This window comes from Pseudomonas sp. FBCC-B1565 (assembly GCF_059133265.1).
On record NZ_CP101438.1, the window covers coordinates 2,422,122 to 2,446,978 of the forward strand.

The window sequence follows — 24,857 nt, forward strand, 5'->3', positions numbered from 1 at the left end:
AGCATCCGCGCCTATGAAGTTTCCAGGAAGATTTACCAGCGGCTTGATTCTGCTGTTCACAAGCTGCGGCGCGTTGGCGCAAAGCGAACTGGACGTGCGGATCAAACCCTCAAACGACGCGTTGAAAGCCAACATCGAAGGCTATATCGGCGGGGTGGGCGATCGTGATGAAGAGGCCTTGCTGCGGTTCAGCCGTGGCGCCGAGGAGCAGGCGCGCAAAGCCGCCCAGGCCCTTGGCTTCTATCAGCCACAGATCGACAGTGAGGTGAAAGGCGGCAAGAACCCGCGCCTGATCCTCACCATCGACCCCGGCGAACCGGTGCATTTGCGCAACGTGACCATACGGGTCGACGGCCCCGCCGCAGACCTCAAGACCTTTCGCGTGCCCGTCAGCAACGACCTCAAGGCCGGCGCTGTGCTCAACCACGGCCATTACGAAGACGCCAAGCGCCTGATCCAGAACCAGGCCTCGCGCTACGGTTTTTTCAGTGGGCGCTTCACCCGCCAGAAACTAGCGGTAGACCCCAAGGCCGGTGTCGCCGATATCGAACTCATCTATGACAGCGGTCCGCGTTACGCCTTGGGCAAGGTCAGCTTTGCCGGCGACACGCCGTTTGACGAAGAGCTGCTGCAACGCATGGTGCCGTTCAAAAGCGGCACGCCCTATGATTCCGAACTGATCGCCGAACTCAACCAGAACCTGCAAGCCAGTGGCTTTTTTGAAGGCGTGCGCGTGGACGCCGCCCCGGCGGCTTCAACCAATGACATCATCCCGGTGGCCGTGCGCCTGGAGACCCGCAAACCCCGCACCATGGGCCTGGGCCTGGGTTTCTCCACCGACGTCGGCCCGCGCGGCAAAGCCAACTGGACCCGCCACTGGGTCAACCCCCAGGGCCATAGCTATGGTTGGGAAGCCGAGCTGTCGGCGCCGCGACAGAACGTCGGCCTGTGGTACGACATTCCACTGGACCCACCGCTCACCGACAAACTGCGCTTTGCCGGTGGCTATCAGAACGAAGAGATCGCCAACACCGACACCCTGAGTAAATTGCTCACCGTGGGCCCCGAGTGGCACAGCAAGCTGCCCAGCGGCTGGACCCGGGTGATTTCGCTCAAGTACCAGCGTGAAGAATATCGCCTGGGCAATGACTCCGGCCTGAGTAACCTGGTGATGCCAGGGATCAGCTACTCCTACCTGCGCAGTGACAACCGTATCGACCCGCACAACGGCTACCGCCTGCAATTCGACACCAAAGTCGCCAAGGAAGGCCTGGGCTCCGATACCAACCTGCTTTACGGCACGGCCATGGTCAAAGGCCTGACGACGCTGTGGGACAACCATCGCTTCCTGGCCCGTGCGCAGGTGGGCGGCAGCGCCACCAACGGTTATAACTCGGTGCCGCCGTCGCTACGTTTCTTTGCCGGTGGCGACCAGAGCGTGCGCGGCTACGAGTACCAGACGCTGTCGCCGGAGAACGATCGCGGCGACCGTATTGGTGGCCGCTACATGGTGGCCCTGAGCGCCGAGTATCAATATTCCATCGCCGAGAAATGGCGGATCGCGACCTTCATCGACCAGGGTAACTCCTTCAACAATCTGGACCTGCCCAGCCTGAAAACCGGCGTTGGCGTCGGTATTCGCTGGGTGTCGCCGGTCGGCCCGATCCGTCTGGACCTGGCCCATGCCCTGGAAGACCCGGGCGGCATTCGATTGCACTTTTCCATGGGGCCTGAGCTGTGATGCGTGGTGTGAAAATAGCGGGGCTGGCCGTGGTGGCCAGCCTTGCCGTGTTGTTGCTGGCACTGTGGACGGCGCTGGGCACCCAGGCGGGCAGCCGCTGGGCATTGGGCCGCGTGCCGGGGTTGACCCTGGAGAATTTCCAGGGGCATTTGGGTGGCCAGTGGAGCGCCGACCATCTGCTGTGGCAGCAGGACAGCAGCCGTGTCGAACTCCAGGCGCCCAAGCTGGATTGGTCGCCGGCGTGTCTGTTGCGCATGACTCTGTGCATCAATCAACTGGATGTCGAGCAAGTCAGCCTGCAATTCCCTCCCAGTACCGAGCAGAGCAGCGGCCCGATCGAACTACCCGATCTGAAACTGCCGCTGGCCATCCAGTTGGGCGATGTTCGCGTCGGCAGCCTGCTGTTCAACGGCAGCGAAGAACTCAAGGGCCTGCAACTGGCGGCGCACTGGACCGCCGCGGGCATGCAAATTGATTCGGTGCATCTGCAACGCGATGGCCTGGTGCTGGACCTGGCTGGTCTGCTGCAACCCACCGGCGACTGGCCGTTGAGCGCCAGCGGTAACCTCAGGCTGCCCTATGCACCGGGTGGCGCACCTTGGACCGTTGCGCTCAAGCTAGACGGCGACCTGCTCAAGACGCTCAAGCTTGACGCCGACAGCAGTGGCTATTTACCGGCCAAGCTCACGGGTGAGCTGCAACCCCTGGCGGAACACCTGCCAGCCCAGGTGCACATCACCGCCGACGGCTTCAAACCCAGCGCCGATCTGCCCGACACCCTGCAACTCAATCAACTGGACCTGAGCGCCCAAGGTGACTTGAATGATGGTTACCAACTGCTGGGCAACGCCGTATTGCCGGCGGAAAAAGGTCCGGTGGATCTTGTGCTGCAAGGTCGTGTTGACGCCAAAGGCGCGCAGATCGCCGGCCTGGACCTGAATGCCGGTGACAAGCAAAGCCTGAAACTCAGCGCCAACCTGGACTGGCAACAAGGCTTCAGCGCCGACGCCAAGGTCGACTGGCTGGACTTCCCCTGGCATCGCCTTTATCCCGTCATCGATGAGCCCCAAGTTGCACTGCGTACATTCAATGGCGAGATCTCCTACAAGGATGGCAACTACCTGGGCAACCTCAAGGCCGACCTCGACGGCCCCGCAGGCAAGTTCAACATGGTCACGCCGTTCAGTGGCGACCTCAAGCAAATCTTCCTGCCCGAGCTGAAACTCACCGCCGGCCAGGGCAAGGCCGAGGGCCACCTGAATCTGCAATTCGCCGATGGCATCGCCTGGGACACGGCACTCGACCTGTCTGCGCTGAACCCGGCGTACTGGGTCGCCGAATTGCCCGGCACCCTGGCCGGGCCGCTGCGCAGCAAGGGCGAGTTCAAGCACGAGCAGCTCAAGCTGAATGCCGACCTCGACCTCAAGGGCCGCCTGCGCGGGCAAACCGCCGTGCTGGCAGCCAAGGCCGAAGGCGCGGGTGAGCAGTGGACCCTGGCCAACCTGGATATCCGCCTGGGCGACAACCGCATCAACGGCAGTGGCAGCCTGCAACAACGCCTGGCCGGGCAGATCGACATCAAACTGACGCGCCTGGCCCAGTTGTGGCCGCAGTTGCGCGGGCAGGTCAATGGCCGACTCGACGTGGCTGGCAGCCTCAAGGCGCCCCAAGGCAAACTCGACCTCAAGGGCCAGCAACTGGCGTTTGCCGATAACCGCCTGCAAAGCCTCACCCTCGACGCCAGTCTCGACAGTGCCCAGCGCGCCAAGATTGCCCTGAAAGGCAGCGGTATCCAATCTGGCGAGACCCAGGTCGGCACCCTGACCGCCAGTGCCCAGGGCGATATCAAGAACCAGAAGGTCCAGCTCGACCTGGTCGGCCCGCTGGTCAAGCTGGCCCTGGCATTGGACGGCAACCTCGACAAAGGCAACTGGCGCGGGCGCTTGGCCAGTGGCGACGTCCAAGCCGGTGGCCAGGACTGGAAGCTGCAAGCCCCGGCCAGGATCGAACGCATGGCGGATGGCAGGCTGACCTTTGCCGCGCACTGCTGGGTGTCCGGGCCGGCCAGCCTGTGCGGCGAAGACCAGCGCCTGATGCCCGAGCCGAAGCTGCGTTACCATCTCAAGCAATTCCCCATCGACAGCCTGGCGGCGTTCCTGCCCAAGGATTTCGCCTGGCAGGGCAAGCTCAATGCCGACCTGCAACTGGACCTGCCGGCCAGTGGCCCAAAAGGCGTGGTGATGGTGGACGCCAGCAGTGGCACTTTGCGCGTCAAGGACAAGGACCAGTGGCTGGATTTCCCCTACAACACCCTGAAACTGGAAACCACCCTCAACCCCAAGCGTATCGACACTCAGCTCAACTTCCAGGGCGGCAAGCTCGGCGAACTGTTGTTGCAGGCGCAGATCAACCCGTTACCCAAGAACAAACCCATCACCGGCAACTTTAGCCTCGTCGGCCTCGACCTTGCCGTAGCACGGCCGTTTGTGCCGATGGTGGAGAAACTCACCGGCAAGCTCAACGGCAACGGCCGTCTGTCCGGCGGCTTGCTGGCGCCCCAGGTCAACGGCAACGTCAACCTGGTGGGCGGTGAGATCTCCGGTCCGGAACTGCCCATCAGCCTGGAAGGCCTGAATGTGCAGGCGCTGATTGCCGGCGAAAGTGTGCAGCTCAACGGCGCCTGGCGCAGTGGCAAGGCCGGGCAGGGCAGCCTCAAGGGGCAGGTCGACTGGGGTAAGGCGCTGGTGGTGGACCTCAGTTTGCAAGGCTCGCAGTTGCCGGTCACGGTCGAACCTTACGCGGTGCTGGAAGTAGCACCGGACCTGAAAATCAGCCTGAAGAACGACAAATTGGCCATCGCCGGCAACGTGCATATCCCACGCGGCGACATCACCGTGCGCGAGCTGCCACCGTCGACGGTCAAGGTCTCGGATGACACGGTGATCATCGGCAGCCAGACCGAGGAGGGCAAACCGCCGATGGCAATGGCCATGGATATCAACGTGGTTGTGGGCGAAGACAAGCTCAACTTCTCCGGCTTCGGCCTCACCGCCAAGGTCCAGGGCCAGGTGCACATCGGCGACAACCTCGACACCCGAGGCGAGCTATGGCTCAACGACGGCCGCTACCGCGCCTACGGCCAGAAGCTCGATGTGCGGCGTGCGCGGCTGTTGTTCGCCGGGCCGTTGGATCAACCGTTCCTGGATATTGAAGCGATCCGAAAGACCGGCGATGTGGTCGCGGGTATCCGCCTCAGCGGCAGCGCGGAACAGCCCACCACGCAAATCTTCTCCGAACCGGCCATGAGCCAGGAACAAGCGCTGTCCTACCTGGTGCTGGGGCGCCCGCTGAGCACCACCGGTGAGGACAACAACATGCTTGCCCAGGCTGCGCTGGGCCTCGGCTTGATGGGCAGTGCGGGGGTCACCTCGGACCTGGCGAAGAACCTGGGCATCCAGGACTTCGAACTCGACACCCAGGGCAGCGGCAACACCACCGCCGTGGTGGCCAGCGGCAAGATCACCGAGAAACTCAGCCTGCGGTATGGGGTAGGCGTGTTCGAACCGGCCAGCACCATTGCCTTGCGCTACCTGTTGAGCAAGAAGGTGTACCTGGAAGTGGCGAGCGGTGTGGCCAGCTCATTGGATATCTTCTATAAACGCGATTTCTAAGCCACACAGGTACAGAAATGTGGGAGGGGGCTTGCCCCCGATTGCGGTGGGTCGGCCACAGATAAGTTGGCTGATACACCCCAATCGGGGGCAAGCCCCCTCCCACATGGGTTCTCTGGTGTTTTTAGCGTTGTGGCAAGCAGGTCAGGTCTACCTGCTCATAGTTCAGCGCCTTGTTGCGCTCGCCCAGCGTATACGGCGCCTGGCAGTGCTGCTCACCCCACTTGATCACCAGCGTACCGGCATCCTCTTCGATCAATGCCAATGCCTTGCCACTAGGGTCGGACATCGCGATCTGCTTGCCCGCAACACTCTCCAGTGACGCACCAAACGGGATGGGCTTGTGATGCGCGTCGAACAACGCGAACTGCACACGCCGCCCGCTCTTGCTGGTATAGCGGGCCACTACCACGGCCCCACGGCGAGGCACGACCTGCTGGGTGGCGTTATCGATTTCAATGTCAGCGCCCAGGTCACGGGTGTCCAGGCTGATCCAGTTCACGCGGTAGGGTTGCGCATTGGGGATCACCGCATAGCCGTTACGGCCGGTCTTTGCCCCGGAGAAGCTGCCGATCTTCACACCCTGCACGCCGTCGACGTGCGCCAGCGCAAAGGTCTCGCCCACGGTCTGGCCCAGGTTGATACCGCCTGCGTGGGCTACCACCGACCCCGCCACGTTGAGGTTCTGCGCGCTGTACCCTCGGCCCTGGCTGTAGCCGCCGCTGATGTCCATCAGCGAGGTGCGGGTGCTGAGGTTGGCCGAACCGGTGCTACCGCCCGTGCTGCTGTTACCGGCTTGCAGCGAGTAATAGGTGTCGCTGTTTTCGGTCAGGTAGCCGTTGACGCCCAGTTGCGTGGAGTCACTGCCTTTTTGCGTGCTGGCCGACATGAATGCCCTCGGCGCGCGCGGCTTTGAACCCAGCGGAAAGGACACGGACAGGTTGATCAGCGTGTCGTTGTTCGATGCCCCGTAGTTGCCCACGTCCTGGGTATGCGTGGCGCTGAGGTTGTAGCTCACGTCGCCCCAGTAGTTGCTGTAGCCCGCCGACAGACTTTGCGAGCCGCCGCGTCCCCAGTAGCGCTGGTCGCTGGCATTCACATAGACACTGCCGAACTGCTGGTTGCGGCCCAGGCTCTGGTTGATGGTCAGGTCGGTGCGGGTCTTGGAGTTGCCGGTGCGTTTCTGGCCCTCATTGCTGAGTTCCTCGACGTGGTCGGTGAGGGTCCGATAGCCCTCGGTCGAATACCGATAGGCCGCCAAGGTGAAGTTGGTGTCGGTGCCGGTAAAGGTCTTGGCATACAACGCGCGCACGCTGTTACCCGTGACCTGCTGGCCGAAGGTGCGGCTGACGGAGTGGGTCACATCCAGCGATACCGCGCCGATCGACGTGTTGCGTCCTGCCCCCACGGACAACGCCTGGAAGTCCTGCGTGGCCTGGACGCCGACGATCCCCGACAGGTTGCTGCTGATGCCATAGGCCAGGGTGCTGCTGACAAACTGCGGGTTTTCTTGCCCGTCGTCATTGCTGTTGTACTGGCCGGCGGAGAGGCTGTATTTCAACTGGCCTTCGCGCACCATGATCGGCAGGCTGGAAAACGCCTGCACCGTGACCCGGCGACGGCCGTCAGCCTCGATCACCGTCACTTCCAGGTCGCCGTTGGAGCCGCTGGGGTAAATGTCGCTGATCTCGAACGGGCCCGGTGGCACGTTGGCGGTGTAGAGGATGTAATTGTTCTGGCGGATTTCCACCGTGGCGCTCGTTTGCGCAATGCCACGGATGATCGGCGCGTAGCCACGCTCGCTGTCGGCACGCATGCCATCGTCGGACGCCAGCTTGAGGCCGCGATAGCGCACGCTGTCGAACAGGTCGGTGTCCGAGAAAATATCCCCGGCACTGAACTGGCCCTTCAAGGCCGTCACGTCATGTTGCAGGTAGGTGCGGTTGCTCTTGAACGTACTGGGGCGGTCGGTGCTGCTGTTGAAGTTCGACTCGTTGCGCAGGCGCCACGCGCCCAGGTTGATGCCGTTGCGCAGGCCCAGGTTGTTCGAGAGCGTGGTATCGGCATCGGTGCTGTTGCGGTTGCTGCTCAGTTGGTAATTGATGAACGCCGCAGGCACGCCTTCGTCCCACAGCGCAGGATCGACGTAGCCACGCCGCCCGCGTTCCATGGCGCGTTGCGGCACGCTGACCAGCAGGCGCAGGCGCGGTACGTCGTAGCGCACGCTGGCATGCTCGATCAAGGCGGGCAGGTCCAGGCAGGCATTCGGGTCGGTATCGACGAGCTTGCCGCTGGCCTGTAATGCGCCGATATCGACGCCCACTTGCTGCAGCATCTCCAGGGTCAGGCAGGCCTCGACCTTGCCGTTTTGCGGGTTGCGGCGAAAGTCGATATCGCGCCGGCCCACCAGGGTTTCATTGCCGTACAGGTCAACCCGGTAATTGCCGGGCAGCACGCTGTTGCTGGCGAGCAGTGTGTGCAAGTCGACGTCAGCCGCCGCACCTTGCAAAAACGAAGTATTGAATTGTTCGTCGCCATCGGCCTGGCACACTGAAGTGAAGCCCAGGGCAATCAATAACGGCGCCAATCCATCGCGCTTGAATAAAAACATGCAGGAACCCTATATCACCTCCGATACGAACTAACGGAGCGAAGAGAAATACAGTGAAAGTGCGGCTGCGCGAACGGCAGGCGCGTTATGGTGATTCTGTGTTCAAACTGGCTGAAGTTGGCGCGCCGTTAACCAGTTGCGTGGAATAACGGTCTTGTGCGCCATAGTCATTAATGCTGCCGAATATCAAGCGTGCCGGCTGGCTGGAATTAAGTTGTTTAAGGTTGAACTCTTTTAGTTCACCCGGCGCAATCATCATTGAATCGAACGGGTGTTCACTGACGGCACCGGCTTGCAGGGTAATGTCGGCAATCGACACGTGATAAACCCCCGGGTTGGTAACCCGCAGCACGTGCTTGCCGTTGTGCTCGGCCAACTGCCAAAGCAGTTCGGTCGGTGCCAGGTAAGCGTTGTTGTTCAAGCCGGCGGGGCGAAAGAACACCTTGATGCGCTGGCGCACGGCAAGCTGCAAGGTGTTCTGGGTTTTCGACGCCTGGGGGATTTCCTGCACGTTGAGCCACACCACCGACTCCCGGTCAGTAGGCAAGCCCGCGCCGGCATAAATCACCCGCAACAGCTGTTGCTCATTGGCCGTGACCCGCGCCAGCGGTGGGGTCACGGCAAACGGCACCGTGCTGTCAGTGTCGGTATCGACCCAGGACTGGATCAGCACGTCTTCACCGTTGTTACGCACCGTGATACCGGCTTCTTTATGCTGGCCGTCGAACACCAGCCGTGTGCTGCTCAACGAAATGCCGGCCGTGGCCTGGCTGACCGCGAACAGGCCCAGCAGGCCCGCGCAGAGGGATAGAGAATGACGAAATAACATGATGGCTACCGCTACGTTCGAAGAGTGTGCGAGGCCCGAAGGCCCCGCGACGCTGGGGTTATTCGTATTGCAGGGTGAACGGCAGGGTGGCGTCGCCGCGACCGGCTACGGCAGTCGCAGCGTCGGCTGTGGTGACGTAGGCGGCCGAGAATTTCAGCGTGGTGTTGCTGTCTTGCAGGGTGTTTTCGATCTTCGCGGTGGTCGGCGAGCTCAGGTCGATCAACGCACCGTTGCTGTCCAGCAGGGCGATACCGACGTTCTTGGCGGCGCCCAGGCCGTCGATCAGCTTCAGCACTTTGGTGCCGGCGACGATGCCCGAACCTGCGCCTTTGGTCGGTTCGAAGATCATTGCCACCTTGGTGCCGGCGTTGCAGCTGATCTTCATGTCGAAGTTCTCGGCGCTCAGGGTACCGCTGCCTTTTGGCGCGGTCGCGGTGCCCATGTCCTTGATCGACACTTCGCCCATGTTGATCGAAATGGTTTTGTTCAGGCCAATCCCTTCAACGGAACAGGCATCATTGTTGATACTGCCGGTGAAACTAATGGTGCCGCTACCGGCTTTGGTTGGTGCGGTGGGTTCACCGGCGGCAAATGTATTAACTGCGGCAAATACCGACAGAGCCAAGAGTGCGCGAGAGAGCTGTTTCATGTTGTTTTTCCATGCTTGGGGTTAAAACAACACAATAAGGCGCAGGCCTTGGGGGGGGACATCAGACGATCCCTAGAAGTGGGTGTTAGTTAAACAAGTTGCGCTCTATGCAATAAGCCAGCAAGTCCTGGTCACTGCTGACTTCCAACTTGCGCATGGCCGCGACTTTTTGCGTGCTGATGGTTTTGGCGCTGCGGTTCAACCCACGGGCAATCTCGTTGACACTTTGCCCGGAGACAAACAGCCGCAGAATCTCGTGCTCCTTGGGCGATAACCGGGTGAAGCGCTGGTCCAGGTCAAACGACTCCAGCACCGAGGACGGCTGCGGTCCCTTGCTGCGAATCGGGTTGCCGCGCGCGATGGCCTTGAGCGCAGCCTGGATTTCCACGTGCAGCTGGTTTTTCTGGATCACGGCGAGTACACCCAGCTCCTGCAACCGCGTGAGGATCAGCGGGTTGGAGATCATGGTCAGCACCAGCACGCGCACCTTGGGGAAGTGCCGCACCAGGTACTCCACCAACTTCAGGCCATCGCCGTAGGGCGAGTCCGCCGGCATGTTGAAATCGGTGATCACCAGGTCCACCGCGGTGTTTTCCAGCAACTTCACCAGTTCGTTGGAGCACACGGCTTCGCCCACCACGCGAAAGCGCTCATCGCGCTCGACCAGTTCCCGCACCCCGACCAGCACGATGGGGTGATCGTCTGCGATGACTACGTTGAGGGTTTCCATGGGTTTTTTATCCAGAGTGAAGTTATTCAAGAGTGTCGAGCAATGCGCTGAGCCGCGCCAGGTGCTGCTGCACTTCCAAGGCCAGGGCCGGCGTGACGGCCATGCCGGTCAGGCGCAATTCCAGCTCGACAAAGGCGCTGGCCAGGTCACCGAGCTGCACCGCACCCAGGGCGCCGGCCATGCTGTGCAGTTGTTGCGCCGCGCCATTGGCGTCCTGATTGTCCAGCGCGGTCAAGGTGGTCTGTACGTCATGGCGCAACGTGGTGACAAACAGCTCACGCATCCTGGGTGACAACGGCGGCATCTCGACGACAGCCGGCATTTCGACCTTGCAGTGTTGTTCCAACTGCGCCCGCAAGGCGGCGAGGCTCAGCGGCTTGACCATCCACGCGTTCATGCCGACGGCGGCACAGTGCTCGCCCTCTTCGCGCAGGGCATTGGCCGTCACCCCGATAATCGGCAGCGTGGTGTCCTGTCGGCGCAAGGCTTCGGTCAGTTGGTAGCCGTTCATCACCGGCATATTCACGTCGGTCAGCACCAGGTCGAAGCGTCCCGGCAGCCACTGCATCAGCGCCTGTTCGCCGTTGCCAGCCACGACCACCTGGCAACCCAGGGCTTCCAATTGTTCTTTGATAATGGCCGCGTTGATCACATTGTCTTCGGCCACCAGCACCCGCAGGTTGAGTGGCTGCGCCTTGGCGGACGTTACGCGGTGTGGGCCGGCTTCGGCGCCATGCTGCGCCCGGTGGATCGCCCAGGCAATGGCGCGCGCATTGTCGGCATCGACGCTCCAGTCGGCACCGCACGGTTGCGCCGGGTCAGGCCCGCCCGCCGAAGCGATGATGCGCGTGCCGGACCATGCCAGGTCCTGGGCGAAATCCACCAGCAGCGCGTTGGCCGGCATCTCGGCTGACAGCGCACGGCTGGACAGCCCCAGGCGATTGAGCCAGTTGATCAGGTGCTGCGCCCGTTCGGGTTCCTGTGCCCGTACGTAGACAGGCGGCAGGCCGGGGCTGAACGTCGGGCAATCGGTGAGGCTGCCGGGAACGACCTGCAATGCGACCTGCAAGGTAAAGCTGCTGCCCAGGCCGGGTTCACTCACCACATTCAGCTGGCCGTGCATCAGTTCGCACAGCCATTTGCAGATCGCCAGGCCCAGGCCGGCACCGGCCTGGCTGGTGGCATCTTCGGCCTGGTAGAAGGGGTCGAACAGCTGGTGTTGCTGCGCCTGGGAAATTCCCACGCCGGAGTCACTGACCTGCCATTGCAGGCTCACCTGATCATCGCTGGTTTGCAGGACACGCAGACGCAGCACCACGCGGCCGTAATCGGTGAATTTGATCGCGTTGCTCAGCAGGTTGTTGAGGATCTGGCGGATACGCTGCGGGTCGCCGCGCAGTCGGTCCGGCAGATTCGCGTCGATGCAGGCATACAACTGCAAGCCCTTGGCGCGGGCGAAGGCGCTGTAGGTGCGCACGCTGTCTTCGGTCAGTTCCAGCGGACAGAAGTCCTGGAGTTCGAGGGTCATTTGCCCGGCTTCGATCTTCGACACATCCAGCACATCGCTGATCAGTTGGAACAGGGAGGTGGACGAGCGCTGGATGGTCTGCAGGTAATCCTGCTGGCGTGGCGCGAGGGAGGTCAGGCCGAGCAGCTCCAAGGTGCCGAGCACACCATACAGCGGTGTGCGGATTTCATGGCTCATGGTCGCGAGGAAGCGGCTCTTGGCCTGGTTCGCTGAATCGGCGGCCTGGCGCGCTTCTTCCAGGGCGGCGGCATCTTCGATATGCCGAGTGACATCGTGCACCGCGCACAACCACGCGTCTTGGCCCTGGTAACGCGTGGGCACGAACGCCACGTGCAGGTGACGGCCGCCACTTTCAAGGTCGGCCTGGCCCGGCGTGGTGTGCGGCTGCTGTTTGAGCAAGTCGAACAAGGCGCGGGCGTCCTGCCATTGCTGAGCACGTTGGTTTTGCAGGAGCACATGGTGATCGCTGCGGCGGATCACGCACAGGCCGGTCGGCGCAGTGTCGATGACCGCACGGCTGAACGCCTCGCTCTCAGCGATGCTGGCGTGGGCCTGATGGGCGGGCAACACCACCCGCGCCGTGTACCAACGGTTGAGCGCGCGGCCGCAGCCCAGCATCGCCAGCACCACGGCCAGCAGACACAGCAATGGCCACAGCGCGTAGTCGAGGAAGCGTTGCAGGCTGATCACGTAGATCGCCGTCCACGCCTGCTCGCCCTGGCTGGTGAGTTTGAACACCAGGCCGTCGCGGGTGACATTTACGCCCTCGGCCAACACTTGGCCGGGCTTCACTGCACCGGTCAGGACAACCCCGGCAGGGGTGATCAAGGTGAAGTTGTCGTAGATCGACCACTGCATCAAGCGCTCGATGTTATTCACCTTGGCCAGGTCCAGCAGCGAGGCCACCACCACCCAGGTGTTGGCGCCGTCGATGGTCAGCGCGGTCGAGGCCAGGTTGATGTCGACATAGCCCAGCAGCACGGGCGCAGCGTTGTCATCGGGCGTGGGGTCGTAGGGTTCCCAGTGCACCTGATGATCCGCCAGCGACGAATTCTGTGCGTGCAGGCGCGCGTTCAACTGGGTCAGCACGTCCAGCAGCGCGCCGACCGGCACCTGGCCGCCATCGCGCAGCCGGCCGGTGGCGGGCACGCTGATGTCGAAGTTGTCCGGGCCGTTGATCACCATCACCTGGGGCGACTGATAGTGGGAGGCGGCCCAGAACGCGCTGTAGTAAGCCGACAAGTAGGTGCCGAGAGCGAACACCTTGGGGTATTGGGCGGTGGTGATCTTGTCCGGGTTGATTTTCAAGCTGTAGGGCAGGGAAAACGGTAGCCCGCGACCCTCATAGATATTCGGCCCTTCTTCGGGCAGCGGCTTTTGCACAACGGGTGGGAGCAGGGCCGAAGGGTTGAGTTCGCCCTGGAGACTGCCCCGCGAGACATCGCGCAGGAAGGCTTCCTGCTCGTGGATATTTTCCATCAGCCGGGCGAAGTGGAATTGCAGGGTTTCATGCTGCTCCTTGACCATGCGCTGCACTCCCAGGTAGCTGATACCCAGCAGCAGCACCGCCAATGCGCCCAGTACCAGCAAGCCTTTGTTCAGGCGCAGTGAACTGCTGGTGAGTTTCTCCAGGAAGGCATTGGGGTGATGCATGACGCGGTGACCTCGCAAGCTAACGGTGTTGTTCCACACCCGGCAGCCGGGTCAATAGGCGCTCGCCGGCCCGTCGTGGGTCAGCAATTGCTGGAACTGATCCGCAGAGACGGCGTGGGAGATCAGGAAACCCTGGACCTGAGTGCAGTCGATCTTACGCAACAGCGCAAGTTCTTGCGCGGTTTCTACACCTTCGGCCACCACGATCAAGCCCAATTGACGCCCCAGGCTGACGATGCTGGTGAGGGCCTGGGCCAATTCTTCGTTGGCGTTGCAGCCCTGCACTAGCGCACGGTCGATCTTCACCTCGGTGAACGGCGCTGACACCAGGTTCATGTACGAGCTGTAGCCCTTGCCGAAATCGTCCTGGGACAAGCCGAATCCCTTGATGCGCAAGCGGCAGGCGCCGGCGTAGAAATTGCTGATGTCATCGGGCACCGAGCACTCCATCAGCTCGAAACACAGGCGTGCGGGCAAACCCTGGTGTTCCAGCACGAACGCGAGGATGCGGTCGGGCAGGTCGTGGCTGTTGAGCAGGTGCGTGGGCAGGTTGATCGACACCGGGATGTCATAGCCGTGTTGGCGCCACGTGGCTTGGGCGGCCATCGCTTGTTTCAGCACGCACCACAACAGGCGTTCTTCCAGGTCGCAGGCGATCAATGCCGGCAGGAACACACCGGGTAGCAACAGGCCATGCTCGGGGTGCACCCAGCGCACCAGGGCTTCAGCCGCGACGATGCGACCATTGCTCAGGGCTTTCTTGGGTTGGAACCAGGCGTGCAGTTCACCGTTGTCCAGGGCGTTCATCAGGCTTTGGCAATCGATTCCGGGCTGGGTCTGGGCCGGGACAACCTGGCGCAGAGCCTGCAGCTGGTCGATCAGGCAACGCAGGGCCGCGGCATTCACCGGCTTGGAAATCAACCCGATCACCTTCACTTGCAGGTTACTCGCCACCAGGCTTGCACCCATCAGCATGCGCCGTGACGCGGCGCTCATGATCGCCAGTGCAGGGCGCGAGGGTTGAGCGGCCAGGCCCTGGATAAATTGCACGCCGTCCATGCCGGGCATAAGCAAGTCGGTGAGCACCAGGTCGAAATCGCGTTGTTTCAGGCACGCCAGCGCGGCTTCACCGTCCCTGGCGCACACCACATCAAAATCCCCCAGCTCGCTGAATAGGTTCTGCAAATACAGGTGCTGAAAGGGATGGTCTTCAACGATCAGAATGCTACAGGGCTTCATGGGTGGCTCGTGCGTAGGGAGCCAGGGCAGTGAACAAGGCTCGCAGTGTGAAGGGTTTGACCAGGCAGTGATTCATGCCGGCCGCCAGGCACAAGGCATCTTCACCGCGCAGGGCGTTGGCGGTGGCGCCGATGATCGGGGTGTTGCAGCCCAGGCGCCGCAGGGCTTCGGCCAGTTCGTAGCCGTTGAGCCTGGGCATGTTGACGTCGGTAAGGACGATGTCGAAGGCGCCTTCGTGCCAGCGCGACAAAGCCTCTTCGCCGTCGCTGGCCAGCTCCACGGTGCAGCCGAGTTCTTCAAGCTGGTCGCGCAGGATCAACTGGTTGATCACATTGTCTTCGGCCACCAGGATATGCAGGTGCAAGGGGTGCAGGTCGCGCCGTTCGCAACGTGCCTGGGCCGGCGCGGCCTGGCCGTTCTGGGCGTGGCGAACCGCCTGGTGGATCGCGTTCAGGTCGTTGAGGTTGACCTGCCAGCCCTCTTCGCTGAACTGCGGCTCATGGGCACCATCGATGCTGGCGAGGACCCGTGGACCGTGCCAGGGCGTGTCCAGGCTGCGCTCAACCAGTTCCAGCAGCACCGCGGGTGGGGCCAGCTCGGCGCTGGACGGCGGGCCGACCTGCGCGCGGGCGCCCCAGCGCCGCAGCCAGCCGCAGAGGCTGTCGGCCAGTTCGCGCACAGGCGAGAGCACATACACCACCTCCTGCGCCAGCGGCGCCAGCAGCGACGGCGCGATACCTGTGGGTTGCTCCAGCGGCACGGTCAGGGAAAAACTGCTGCCCAGCCCCGGCTCGCTGACCATGCGCAGGGTGCCGTTCATCAAGTGGGTCAGGCGCAGGCAAATGGGCAGGCCGAGGCCGGTGCCGGCGATCACATGGGGGTTGCCTTCGGTCTGGTAGAACGGCTCGAAGATCAGCGCCTGGTCTTCCTGGGCGATGCCTTTACCGGTGTCCGAGACTTGCCATTGCAGGCACGCCCGTTCGCCTTCACGGCTGAGCTTTTTGACCCGCAGTACCACGCGTCCGGAGTCGGTGAACTTGACCGCGTTGCTCAGCAGGTTGTTGAGGATCTGGCGCAGGCGGCTGGCGTCGCCGATCAGGCGCGACGGCAGTTGCGGGTCGAGGCACGCGTACAGCTGCAAGCCCTTGCTCTGCGCCGCTGCGGCGTAACCCTGCACCACTTCCTGCACCAGGCTGGGCACACAGAACTCACTCAACTCCAGGGCCAATTGACCGGCTTCGATCTTTGACACGTCGAGCACATCGCAAATCAGTTGCAGCAGCGTCGCCGAGGAACCTTCGATGGCATGCAGGTAGCTTTTCTGCTGGGCATCCAGGCGGGTCCGGGCGAGCAACTCCAAGGTGCCGAGCACGCCGTACAGCGGCGTGCGGATTTCGTGGCTCATGGTCGCCAGGAACAGTGTCTTGGCTTCGTTGGCGGCATCGGCAGATTGGCGCGCCTGTTCCAGCGCCGCTTCGATCTGGGTGCGTGCGCTGATATCACTGAAGGCGCAGAGCAACACGTCTTCCCCCTTGTAGCGGGTGGGTGCACAGCTCAGGTACAGGTGGCGACCGTCGGCAGCCTCGAAGTAGTCGGTGAGACAGGGGGCGTCGGGGTCGAAGGCATCACGAATCCAGCCCGGCCCCAGCTCTGCACCGGCCTGGCCGAGCCATTGTTGGGCCAGGGTGTTTTCCAGTACCACTTCGCCGTCGGTGCGCCGCAGCACGCACAGGGCCACGGGGGCGGTCTGGATCACGTCGCGGCTGAACAGCTCGCTTTCCACCAGCGCCTGGATGCGATGGATGGCGGGGGTGATGAAGCGGTGTTCCAGGCGGCGGGTCAGCAGGCCCACCAGGCTGATGGTCAGCAGGCAGAACAGCAGGGCGCCGAGCATCTGCGGCCATAGCGCCCAGAGCACCGCGCGCAGGTCGATGGAGTAGGTGAGCTGCCAGTCCGACGACTTCAGTTGTTTGCGCAACACCAATTGCTCGGGCAGCCAGCCGTCGCCGACAAAGCCGAAGAAGTCCTGCTGGCGCAAGTGCGGCAGGTTCTGCCCGGGCGGCGGGTTGCGGCTGTTGCTGAACAGAGGCATGCCCTGGGCATTGAACATGGTGAATTCGCCGGCGCTGTGGTCGCTCAAGGCGTTGGAGACTTCACGGTCATCCATCTCCAGGCCGAGCCAGCCGGAGTTCAGGTCGCGTTCATCCAGGCGGATAAAAATGTACAGCTGCGAATGGCCGCCGTCGGTGTGGGTCAGCCAGAGTTCCTGCAGGGTTTTCTGCTGCTTGAGGGCATTGAGTTGCGCCAGCATGGACGCGGGAAAATCGGCGGCCGCGGGCCCCGCGTCGTACAGCCGCAGTACCTGAGCATCGGTGCCGACATACAGCAGGTTGAGCTGCTTGGCCTTCAGGAAGTCGCGCATGCGCTGGGTCAGCCAGATGCTCCATTGCTTACCCGGGATTTTACCGAGCAACAGGCGGATTTCCTCATCGTTCACCGGCAGGTTCAATTCGGCCTTGCGTGTGGCCGACAGGCTGAGGCTTTCCAGCAGGGCTTCACGGGTGGTGAAAAAGGTATGGGCCTCGGCGATGGCGCTGCTCATGTAGCTGCGCCGCTGAGAGATCTCGTTGTTGAACGTAAACAGCAGGAAGCTGTACACACCGCCCAGCATGCCCACCAGCAGCACCAGCGCAAAAATGCGCAACAAGCGGCGTGCGGCATGGGGCGTGGACAGGACGGGGCTGATCTGGTGGAGATAGTTCTTTAATCGCATCCCGGCACTCTAGGCGTGGCCGGGCGTAGGAAAAATCAGACGATCCTTAGTTTGCTACAGGTAGTTCACGATAAAGGTGACTTCGGTGTTGGCGCTGCCGGCCTCGACGTTGCCGGTGGGCAAGCGGTAATACGAGGCCGACAACGGGATCTTGAAGTTGGCGCCCGTGGTGGTGAAACCGCTGAAGGAGTAGGTGGTATCAAACGCGATGGGTTGCCCGGCATCATCCATCAATTGCAGGCCGATGCCTTTGGCGGTGGAGCCGCCGTTGAGCGCCACCACACCTCTGGCCGCGTCGATGACGGGCGTGGTGGCTTTGAGTGAATAGCTGACTTTGTTGATACCGGTCTGGCACTGGTTCAGGCCGATGTTGAAGCGGACAGTGCGAGGGGTTGCGCCTGCGTCGCGAAATTCCCAGAGCTGATAGTCGTCACCCATGGCGACGGGGACGGAAGGGGTCTGGCAGGAGGCGGCGTTCAGCACCAGCGGGTTGGTCAGGTTGTACTTGCTGATGAACAGGTCGTCGGCTTTCAAGCTGCCCAGGTTTCCGGCCGCTATCTTGACCTGCGGCGCCAGCGTACCTGATTTGACGATTTCCAGGCGCACCGAGCCTGGGTTGATGCCGTAACCATCCGGCTTGAGCGTAAACGGTGCAGTCTCATAGCGACTCAGAGTGTCGATCCAGACGCGGAACGAAAGCCCGGTCTTGCCGATAGGGTAGGTCGAGCCGCTGGTGACCGAGCCTAGCGTAGGGTTCATCACCAGGCCGTATTGCGAAGAGCCCGTGCATCTCCAGCTGTTTTGAGCGGATTGCACCGTGTCCTGGTAAATCACGGTGCCGTCGGGCGTATCAGCGGGAACTGTCAGGCTGCCACTGGCCAGACTTGCACCGAAATTAAGGGCTTCGTTGGTGTTGATGGTGGCTGTGCAATTAGCCGCAAAAGCGGCTGGCGCGCCCGCCAGGGTGATGACCGTGAGGCGAGTAAACTGTTTTAAAGAAGTCATGGGAAGGAGAGTGTCGACTGGCCAAAAGGCTACGCAGATTACTCAGCGAAGGCGTCACACCCCATCAGGCAATCCTTAGAACCCCACCACTCATCCGCCAACTACCAAGCAAGCTAATAATTCCATTTGACATTCGCTGCCTAAGCAGTAACATCTTGTCATACATTCACTGCCTAGGCAGTAATAAGGTGACTTCCGATGTCTCACTTCACTCCTGACAGTTTTCGCAACTGTCACCTCGGCCTGCTCCTGGGCCGCGCGGCGCTGCTCAAGGACCGCATTATCGACACCCATATGGAGCCGCACGGCGTGACCGCTGCGCAGTTCAAGGTGTTGATCATCATCGCCCAGTTCGATGTGGATACCCCGGCGGAGCTGTGCCGCAACCTGTCCCTGGACAGCGGCTCCATGACCCGCATGCTCGACCGCCTGGAACAAAAGGGATTGCTGGCACGCCAGCGTTCCGAGCAGGACCGGCGCCAGGTGCGCTTGGTGCTCACCGAAGACGGCCAGCGCCTGGCGGACATGCTGCCGCACATCGGCGCCCAGTCGATGAACGAACTGGCCGGCGCCCTGGAGCCCGGCGAGTTGCAGACCCTGGAGCGGATCCTCAAGAAAATTCTGATAGCTGCCGGTGACGCCATCGTCATCCAGCGGGTAGGTAAAGAATGAACATACGCGCACTTAGCCTGGTGCTGGTGGCCATGAACATGGCCGGTTGCGCCAACTACAGCGGCCTCGACACCCAAGGCAAACGCCTCGACGCCAGCACATTGCAAACCGGTAAAACCTTGAGCGGCGTGACCCTGTCGAGCGCTGCCTGGCCGACCGCCGACTGGTGGAAAAGCCTCGGTGACCCGCAGCTTGATGGCTTGATTCGGGAAGCCCTGCAAAACAGTCCCGACATGCAAGTGGCCAGCGCCCGTGCCCACCAGGCCGAAGCCGCCGCCTACGCCGCCGACGCAGCGCGCCTGCCGACCCTGGATGCCAGCGCCGGTGTGAGCCGCTCACGCCTGGCCAAAGACCAGGACCCACGCGGGCAGGGCGATGCCTACTCGACCGTGCGCAATATCGGCGCCAGCTTCAACTACACCTTCGATCTCTGGGGCGGCCAGCGTGCTGCCTGGGAAGCCGCGTTGGGCGAAGCGCGTGCCGCCCAGGTCGACCAGCAGGCCGCGCGCCTGACCCTGGCCGCCAACGTGGCCAAGGCCTACAGCGACCTGGGCCAGGCCCATATCGTGCGCGACCTGGCCAACGATGACCTCAAGCGTACCCGGCAGATGCTCGACCTGAGCAAACGCCGGCTGAATTCGGGTATCGACAGCCAGTACCAGTACCAGCAGACCGAAAGCCTGGAAGCCAGCTCTCAGTCGCAACTGATCGACGCAGAGAAACAACTGCAAAGCGCCAAGATCGCCCTGGCCGTGCTGCTCGGCAAAGGCCCGGACCGTGGCAGTGAACTGGCCCGGCCCAACGTGCTGAAACCCAGCGCTGTCGCCGTGCCCTCGGTGCTGCCGGCCGAGCTGCTGGGCCGCCGCCCGGACCTGATCGCCGCACGCTGGCGGGTCGAATCGGCGGGCCGCAATATCGACGCCAGCAAGACGCGCTTCTACCCCAACCTCAACCTGAGCGCGAGCGCCGGGGCCGAGTCGTTACTGGGCGATGCGATGTTTGGCTCGGCCAGCCGCTTCTTCAACATTGCGCCGACGATCTCGCTGCCGATCTTCGACGGCGGCCGCCTGCGTGCCGACCTCGACGCCCGCGACGCCGACTACGACCTGGCCGTGGCGCAATACAACAAAACCCTGGTGCAAGCCCTGGGCGATATCGGCAACACCCTTTCGCAACTGCGCGACACCGGTCGGCAGATCCAGGCCCAGCAACATGCCGCGGACATTGCCCAGCAGTCCTACGACACCGGCGTGCAGCGCTACAGCTCCGGGATCGGTAACTACCTGGATGTGCTCAGCATCGAGCAGCAATTGCTGCAGGCCCAGCGTCAGCTGGCGACCCTGAATGCCGCGCAGATCGATCTGTCGATTCAACTGATGCAGGCCCTGGGCGGCGGCTACAGCGCCGACAACGTGGCAGCGGCCACCCCAGCTACACGCACGGAATAATTTGAGGTATTTGTCATGGCCACTGCCGAAAACACCAACGCAACCGAACAACCCAAAGACAACAACCCACGCAAACGCAAAGTGATGCTGATCGGCCTGGCGCTGATCGTCATCCTCGTCGTGGTCGGCGTGTGGGGCTGGTACGAGCTCTACGGCCGCTTCAGCGAAAGCACCGACGACGCCTACGTGAACGGCAACGTGGTGGAAATCACCCCGCTGGTCACCGGCACCGTGGTCAGCATCGGCGCCGACGATGGCGACCTGGTCCACGAAGGCCAGGTGCTGATCAACTTTGACCCTAACGATGCCGCAGTGGGCCTGCAAAGTGCCCAGGCCAACCTGGCGCGCACCGTGCGCCAAGTGCGTGGTTTGTACAGCAACGTCGACGGCATGAAGGCCCAGGTCAATGCGCAGAAAGCCGACGTGCAGACTGCCCAGGACAACTTCAACCGACGTAAAACCCTGGCCCAGGGCGGGGCGATTTCCCAGGAAGAACTGTCCCACGCCCGTGACAGCCTGACTGCCGCGAAAAACGCCCTGACCAACCTTGAGCAGCAACTGAAAACCACCAACGCGCTGGTGGATGACACCGTGATCAGCTCCCACCCGGACGTGCAGGCCGCCGCCGCGCAACTGCGCCAGGCCTACCTGGCCAATGCGCGCAGCACCTTGATCGCACCGGTCACCGGCTATGTGGCCAAGCGCACCGTGCAATTGGGCCAACGCGTACAACCGGGCACCGCCTTGATGGCGGTGATCCCGCTGAACCAGCTGTGGATCGACGCCAACTTCAAGGAAACCCAACTGCGTGACATGCGCATTGGCCAGCCGGTGGACATCGAGTCGGACATCTACGGCAGCGACGTGAAATTCAGCGGCACCATCGACAGCCTCGGCGCCGGTACCGGCAGCGCGTTTGCGCTGCTGCCGGCGCAGAACGCCACGGGTAACTGGATCAAGATCGTGCAACGGGTGCCGGTGCGTATCCACATCAATGCCGAAGAACTGGCCAAGCACCCGCTGCGCGTGGGCTTGAGCACCCTGGTCAAGGTCGACCTGCATGACCAGAGCGGCCCGGTACTGGCGCAACAGGCGCCGCAGAAAGCCTCGTTCAGCACCAACGTGTATGACCGCCAACTCGCCGAGGCCGACGCCATGATCACCCAGTTGATCCATGACAACAGCCTCGCCGCGCCCAAGGCTGTGCAACGCTGATGAGCAATAACGCCTCCTTCACGCCACCCAGCCTGTTGATGGCCACCATTGGCCTGTCGCTGGCAACCTTTATGCAGGTGCTCGACACCACCATCGCCAACGTGGCGTTGCCGACCATTTCCGGCAACCTGGGCGTGAGTTCGGAGCAGGGCACCTGGGTCATCACCTCGTTTGCGGTGAGCAACGCAATTGCCTTGCCGCTCACCGGTTGGCTGAGCCGGCGGTTTGGCGAGGTGAAGCTGTTCTTGTGGGCGACGATGCTGTTTGTACTGGCCTCGTTCCTGTGTGGTATTTCCACGTCGATGCCCGAGCTGATCGCTTTTCGCGTCATACAAGGCCTGGTGGCCGGGCCGTTGTACCCGATGACTCAGACACTGCTGATCGCCGTGTACCCGCCGGCGAGGCGCGGCATGGCCCTGGCGTTGCTGGCGATGGTCACGGTGGTGGCGCCGATTGCCGGGCCGATCCTCGGCGGCTGGATTACCGACAGTTATAGCTGGCCGTGGATTTTCTTCATCAACGTGCCCATCGGTATCTTTGCGGTGATGGTGGTGCGTTCGCAGTTGAAGAAACGTCCGGTGCAGACCAGTTATCAGCCGATGGATTACGTCGGGTTGCTGAGCTTGATCGTCGGCGTGGGCGCCTTGCAGATCATTCTCGACAAGGGCAATGACCTGGACTGGTTCGAATCCAACTTCATTATCGTGGGCGCGGCGATTTCGGTGATTGCCCTGGCGGTGTTCATCATCTGGGAGCTCACCGACAAACACCCGGTGGTCAACTTGAAGCTATTCGCCTACCGCAACTTCCGCATCGGTACCATCGTGCTGATCCTGGGCTATGCGGGCTTCTTTGGCATCAACCTGATCCTGCCGCAGTGGTTGCAGACCCAGATGGGCTACACCGCCACCTGGGCGGGCCTGGCGGTGGCGCCGATTGGTATTTTGCCGGTGCTGATGTCGCCGTTCGTGGGCAAGTACGCGCACAAGTTTGACCTTCGCCTGCTGGCGGGCCTGGCGTTCCTGGCGATTGGCTTGAGCTGCTTCATGCGCGCAGGCTTCACCAATGAGGTGGACTTCCAGCACATTGCCCTGGTGCAGCTGTTCATGGGGATTGGCGTGGCGCTGTTCTTCATGCCGACCTTGAGCATCTTGATGTCCGACCTGCCGCCGCACCAGATTGCCGATGGCGCGGGCCTGGCCACGTTCCTGCGTACCCTGGGCGGCAGCTTCGCGGCGTCGCTGACCACCTGGATCTGGATTCGCCGGGCGGACCAGCACCATGCGTACATGAGCGAGAACATGACCACCTACGACTCGGCGACCCGCGATGCCTTGCAGGCGCTCGGTGGGGCAGGGCAGAAGGCCTACACGCAGCTGGACCAGATCCTCACCAGCCAGGCGTACATGATGTCCACCGTGGATTACTTCACGTTGCTGGGGTGGATGTTCATGGGGTTGATGCTGCTGGTGTGGCTGGCGAAGCCGCCGTTTGGCGCCAAGGCAGGGCCGGAAGCCTCAGGCCACTGATCAGTAAAGGTTGAAATACAATTCAATGTGGGAGGGGGCTTGCCCCCGATAGCAGTGGTTCAGCCAACAAATATGTTGAGTGTGCCGCCGCCATCGGGGGCAAGCCCCCTCCCACATTTGGATCTTTGTTCACATTGGATTTGTGGTGTCTGAGGTTCAGGCGCCGGGCAACGCCAATTGCGGATTGACGAAGTCAAACGCCGCCAACTGAAACCCTTGCTCATCCACCTGCAACGCCCAGCCCTGCTTGTCCCAATCCCCCAGCACAATCCGCTTGGCCGCCTGGTCGCCAATCTGCAACTTGTGAATGGCGGGGCGGTGGGTGTGGCCGTGGACCAGGGTGCGCACGCCGAACAGCTGCATCACCCGTGGCACTTCCTCGGGCGTTACATCGACGATGTCGTTAGCCTTCATGCGTGTCTGCGCACGGCTTTCACTGCGCAGCTTGCGCGCCAGCTTGTGGCGTGTGCCCAAGGGCAGGTGGCGCAGGATAAACAGCACGATCGGGTTACGCAGGATGCGCCGCAGCTTCATATAGCCGACGTCGCGGGTACAGAGGCTGTCGCCGTGCATCAACAGCACGGGCTCGCCATGCAGCTGCACGACACTCGGGTCCTTGAGCAAGCTGGCGCCGGCGGCTTTGCAGAACGCCTTGCCGATCAGGAAATCGCGGTTGCCGTGCATGATAAAAATCGGGGTGCCGCTGTCGCTCAGTTCGCGCAGGGCTGCGCAAATGGAGCGTTGGAAGGGTGTCATCCCATCGTCGCCAATCCAGGCTTCGAAGAAGTCCCCCAGAATGTACAACGCCTGGGCGCCACGGGCGCGGCCGTGGAGCAGATCCAGAAACGCCCGGGTAATGTCCGGGCGCTCCTCTTCCAGATGCAAATCTGAAATCAGCAATATCACCCAACGATCTCGGCTTTCTCGACGATCACGTCTTCTACCGGAACATCCTGGTGACCGGCTTTACCGGTGGTCTGCACGCCTTTGATCTTGTCGACGACGTCCTGGCCTTCGGTGACTTTACCGAATACCGCGTAGCCCCAGCCCTGCACGTTCTTGCCGCTGTGGTTCAGGAAGGCGTTGTCGGCCACGTTGATGAAGAACTGCGCGGAGGCCGAATGCGGCTCCATGGTACGGGCCATGGCGACGGTGTACTTGTCGTTGGAAAGGCCGTTGTCCGCTTCGTTCTGGATGCTTGGGCGCTTGTCTTTCTTTTCTTTCATGCCAGGCTCGAAACCGCCGCCCTGGATCATGAAGTTGCCGATGACACGGTGGAAAACGGTGTTTTCGTAGTGGCCGGCGTTCACGTACTCGATGAAGTTGGCGACGGTGATCGGCGCTTTCTCGGCGTTCAGCTCGATGACGATGTCACCGTGGTTGGTGGTCAGTTTGACTTGAGTCATGTTCACTACTCTTTTCAGGGAATTCGTGGATTTGGGTGCCTGGGCACCACGACCGGTATGGCGAAACTGCGGCCAAGGCGCGCAGTTTAGCGTGACCTGCAGGAATTTCGAGGTGGTTTTTTACCACTGGTGCGTTAAATGCACCGCAACCCTGTCAG

16 protein-coding genes are annotated in these 24,857 nt (G+C 62.2%); 6 read left to right on the plus strand and 10 right to left on the minus strand.

The genetic code is table 11. From position 1 onward, the window contains the following. The first annotated feature begins 13 nt into the window (after positions 1 to 13). The gene (locus NL123_RS11480; protein ID WP_248482430.1) at positions 14 to 1,741 is read left to right on the plus strand and encodes an autotransporter assembly complex protein TamA; all 1,728 of its coding nucleotides are present in this window, start codon (positions 14 to 16) and stop codon (positions 1,739 to 1,741) included. Continuing rightward, complete coding sequence (locus tag NL123_RS11485) at positions 1,741 to 5,412, plus strand: translocation/assembly module TamB domain-containing protein (RefSeq protein WP_494357798.1); 3,672 nt, start codon at positions 1,741 to 1,743, stop codon at positions 5,410 to 5,412. The genes NL123_RS11480 and NL123_RS11485 overlap by 1 nt, the downstream gene beginning before the upstream one ends. Before the next feature lie 124 nt (positions 5,413 to 5,536). Here NL123_RS11485 and NL123_RS11490 read toward each other — a convergent pair whose 3' ends face one another. The 8 genes from NL123_RS11490 to NL123_RS11525 form a co-directional block, all read right to left on the minus strand. Further along, positions 5,537 to 8,023, minus strand: a complete 2,487-nt coding sequence (locus NL123_RS11490; RefSeq protein ID WP_494357799.1) for a fimbria/pilus outer membrane usher protein — start codon at positions 8,021 to 8,023, stop codon at positions 5,537 to 5,539. Positions 8,024 to 8,108: 85 nt separating this feature from the next. Next, complete coding sequence (locus NL123_RS11495; RefSeq protein ID WP_494357800.1) at positions 8,109 to 8,852, minus strand: fimbrial biogenesis chaperone; 744 nt, start codon at positions 8,850 to 8,852, stop codon at positions 8,109 to 8,111. Between the two features lie 58 nt (positions 8,853 to 8,910). Then, positions 8,911 to 9,501: a fimbrial protein gene (locus tag NL123_RS11500; protein WP_248482426.1), complete on the minus strand. Its 591-nt coding sequence runs from the start codon at positions 9,499 to 9,501 to the stop codon at positions 8,911 to 8,913. A gap of 85 nt (positions 9,502 to 9,586) precedes the next feature. Continuing rightward, on the minus strand, positions 9,587 to 10,231 hold the full coding sequence (locus tag NL123_RS11505) for a response regulator (protein WP_494357801.1): 645 nt from the start codon (positions 10,229 to 10,231) through the stop codon (positions 9,587 to 9,589). 22 nt (positions 10,232 to 10,253) lie between these two features. Then, the gene (locus NL123_RS11510) at positions 10,254 to 13,412 is read right to left on the minus strand and encodes a hybrid sensor histidine kinase/response regulator (protein WP_494357802.1); all 3,159 of its coding nucleotides are present in this window, start codon (positions 13,410 to 13,412) and stop codon (positions 10,254 to 10,256) included. 51 nt (positions 13,413 to 13,463) lie between these two features. Beyond that, positions 13,464 to 14,651, minus strand: a complete 1,188-nt coding sequence (gene pvrR / locus NL123_RS11515) for a response regulator cyclic di-GMP phosphodiesterase PvrR (protein WP_248482423.1) — start codon at positions 14,649 to 14,651, stop codon at positions 13,464 to 13,466. Beyond that, a complete protein-coding gene (locus NL123_RS11520) occupies positions 14,638 to 17,424 on the minus strand; it encodes an ATP-binding protein (RefSeq protein WP_248482422.1) in 2,787 nt (928 codons plus the stop codon). Before NL123_RS11520 ends, pvrR begins: the two co-directional genes overlap by 14 nt. A gap of 54 nt (positions 17,425 to 17,478) precedes the next feature. Then, positions 17,479 to 18,429, minus strand: coding sequence for a fimbrial protein (locus NL123_RS11525; RefSeq protein ID WP_494357803.1), 951 nt, complete (start codon positions 18,427 to 18,429; stop codon positions 17,479 to 17,481). 198 nt (positions 18,430 to 18,627) lie between these two features. On the opposite strand from NL123_RS11525, the gene NL123_RS11530 reads away from it, so the two are divergent. Genes NL123_RS11530 through NL123_RS11545 form a run of 4 tightly spaced genes read left to right on the plus strand, consistent with a single transcriptional unit; the run spans position 18,628 to position 23,293 of the window. Beyond that, positions 18,628 to 19,101 carry a MarR family winged helix-turn-helix transcriptional regulator gene (locus NL123_RS11530; protein ID WP_494357804.1) on the plus strand — a complete coding sequence of 158 codons (474 nt, stop codon included), beginning with the start codon at positions 18,628 to 18,630 and terminating at the stop codon, positions 19,099 to 19,101. Continuing rightward, positions 19,098 to 20,549: an efflux transporter outer membrane subunit gene (locus NL123_RS11535; RefSeq protein ID WP_248482419.1), complete on the plus strand. Its 1,452-nt coding sequence runs from the start codon at positions 19,098 to 19,100 to the stop codon at positions 20,547 to 20,549. Before NL123_RS11530 ends, NL123_RS11535 begins: the two co-directional genes overlap by 4 nt. Before the next feature lie 15 nt (positions 20,550 to 20,564). After that, positions 20,565 to 21,764, plus strand: a complete 1,200-nt coding sequence (locus tag NL123_RS11540; protein WP_248482418.1) for an HlyD family secretion protein — start codon at positions 20,565 to 20,567, stop codon at positions 21,762 to 21,764. After that, entirely contained in the window at positions 21,764 to 23,293 is a 1,530-nt protein-coding gene (locus NL123_RS11545) for a DHA2 family efflux MFS transporter permease subunit (protein WP_058423856.1), read from the plus strand. The genes NL123_RS11540 and NL123_RS11545 overlap by 1 nt, the downstream gene beginning before the upstream one ends. A 156-nt stretch (positions 23,294 to 23,449) precedes the next feature. Here the strand turns inward: NL123_RS11545 and lpxH are convergent, their stop codons facing one another. After that, positions 23,450 to 24,199 (minus strand): UDP-2,3-diacylglucosamine diphosphatase, encoded by a 750-nt coding sequence (lpxH, locus tag NL123_RS11550; RefSeq protein ID WP_248482417.1) that lies wholly within the window; start codon positions 24,197 to 24,199, stop codon positions 23,450 to 23,452. Next, on the minus strand, positions 24,196 to 24,699 hold the full coding sequence (locus NL123_RS11555; protein WP_010209496.1) for a peptidylprolyl isomerase: 504 nt from the start codon (positions 24,697 to 24,699) through the stop codon (positions 24,196 to 24,198). Before NL123_RS11555 ends, lpxH begins: the two co-directional genes overlap by 4 nt. Between the last annotated feature and the right edge of the window lie 158 nt (positions 24,700 to 24,857).

Bases quoted from the DNA above. Each gene is read 5' to 3' on its own strand.
- NL123_RS11480 (WP_248482430.1), top strand. From the start codon at position 14: ATGAAGTTTCCAGGAAGATTTACCAGCGGCTTGATTCTGCTGTTCACA.
- NL123_RS11485 (WP_494357798.1), top strand. From the start codon at position 1,741: ATGCGTGGTGTGAAAATAGCGGGGCTGGCCGTGGTGGCCAGCCTTGCC.
- NL123_RS11490 (WP_494357799.1), bottom strand. From the start codon at position 8,023: ATGTTTTTATTCAAGCGCGATGGATTGGCGCCGTTATTGATTGCCCTG.
- NL123_RS11495 (WP_494357800.1), bottom strand. From the start codon at position 8,852: ATGTTATTTCGTCATTCTCTATCCCTCTGCGCGGGCCTGCTGGGCCTG.
- NL123_RS11500 (WP_248482426.1), bottom strand. From the start codon at position 9,501: ATGAAACAGCTCTCTCGCGCACTCTTGGCTCTGTCGGTATTTGCCGCA.
- NL123_RS11505 (WP_494357801.1), bottom strand. From the start codon at position 10,231: ATGGAAACCCTCAACGTAGTCATCGCAGACGATCACCCCATCGTGCTG.
- NL123_RS11510 (WP_494357802.1), bottom strand. From the start codon at position 13,412: ATGCATCACCCCAATGCCTTCCTGGAGAAACTCACCAGCAGTTCACTG.
- pvrR (WP_248482423.1), bottom strand. From the start codon at position 14,651: ATGAAGCCCTGTAGCATTCTGATCGTTGAAGACCATCCCTTTCAGCAC.
- NL123_RS11520 (WP_248482422.1), bottom strand. From the start codon at position 17,424: ATGCGATTAAAGAACTATCTCCACCAGATCAGCCCCGTCCTGTCCACG.
- NL123_RS11525 (WP_494357803.1), bottom strand. From the start codon at position 18,429: ATGACTTCTTTAAAACAGTTTACTCGCCTCACGGTCATCACCCTGGCG.
- NL123_RS11530 (WP_494357804.1), top strand. From the start codon at position 18,628: ATGTCTCACTTCACTCCTGACAGTTTTCGCAACTGTCACCTCGGCCTG.
- NL123_RS11535 (WP_248482419.1), top strand. From the start codon at position 19,098: ATGAACATACGCGCACTTAGCCTGGTGCTGGTGGCCATGAACATGGCC.
- NL123_RS11540 (WP_248482418.1), top strand. From the start codon at position 20,565: ATGGCCACTGCCGAAAACACCAACGCAACCGAACAACCCAAAGACAAC.
- NL123_RS11545 (WP_058423856.1), top strand. From the start codon at position 21,764: ATGAGCAATAACGCCTCCTTCACGCCACCCAGCCTGTTGATGGCCACC.
- NL123_RS11555 (WP_010209496.1), bottom strand. From the start codon at position 24,699: ATGACTCAAGTCAAACTGACCACCAACCACGGTGACATCGTCATCGAG.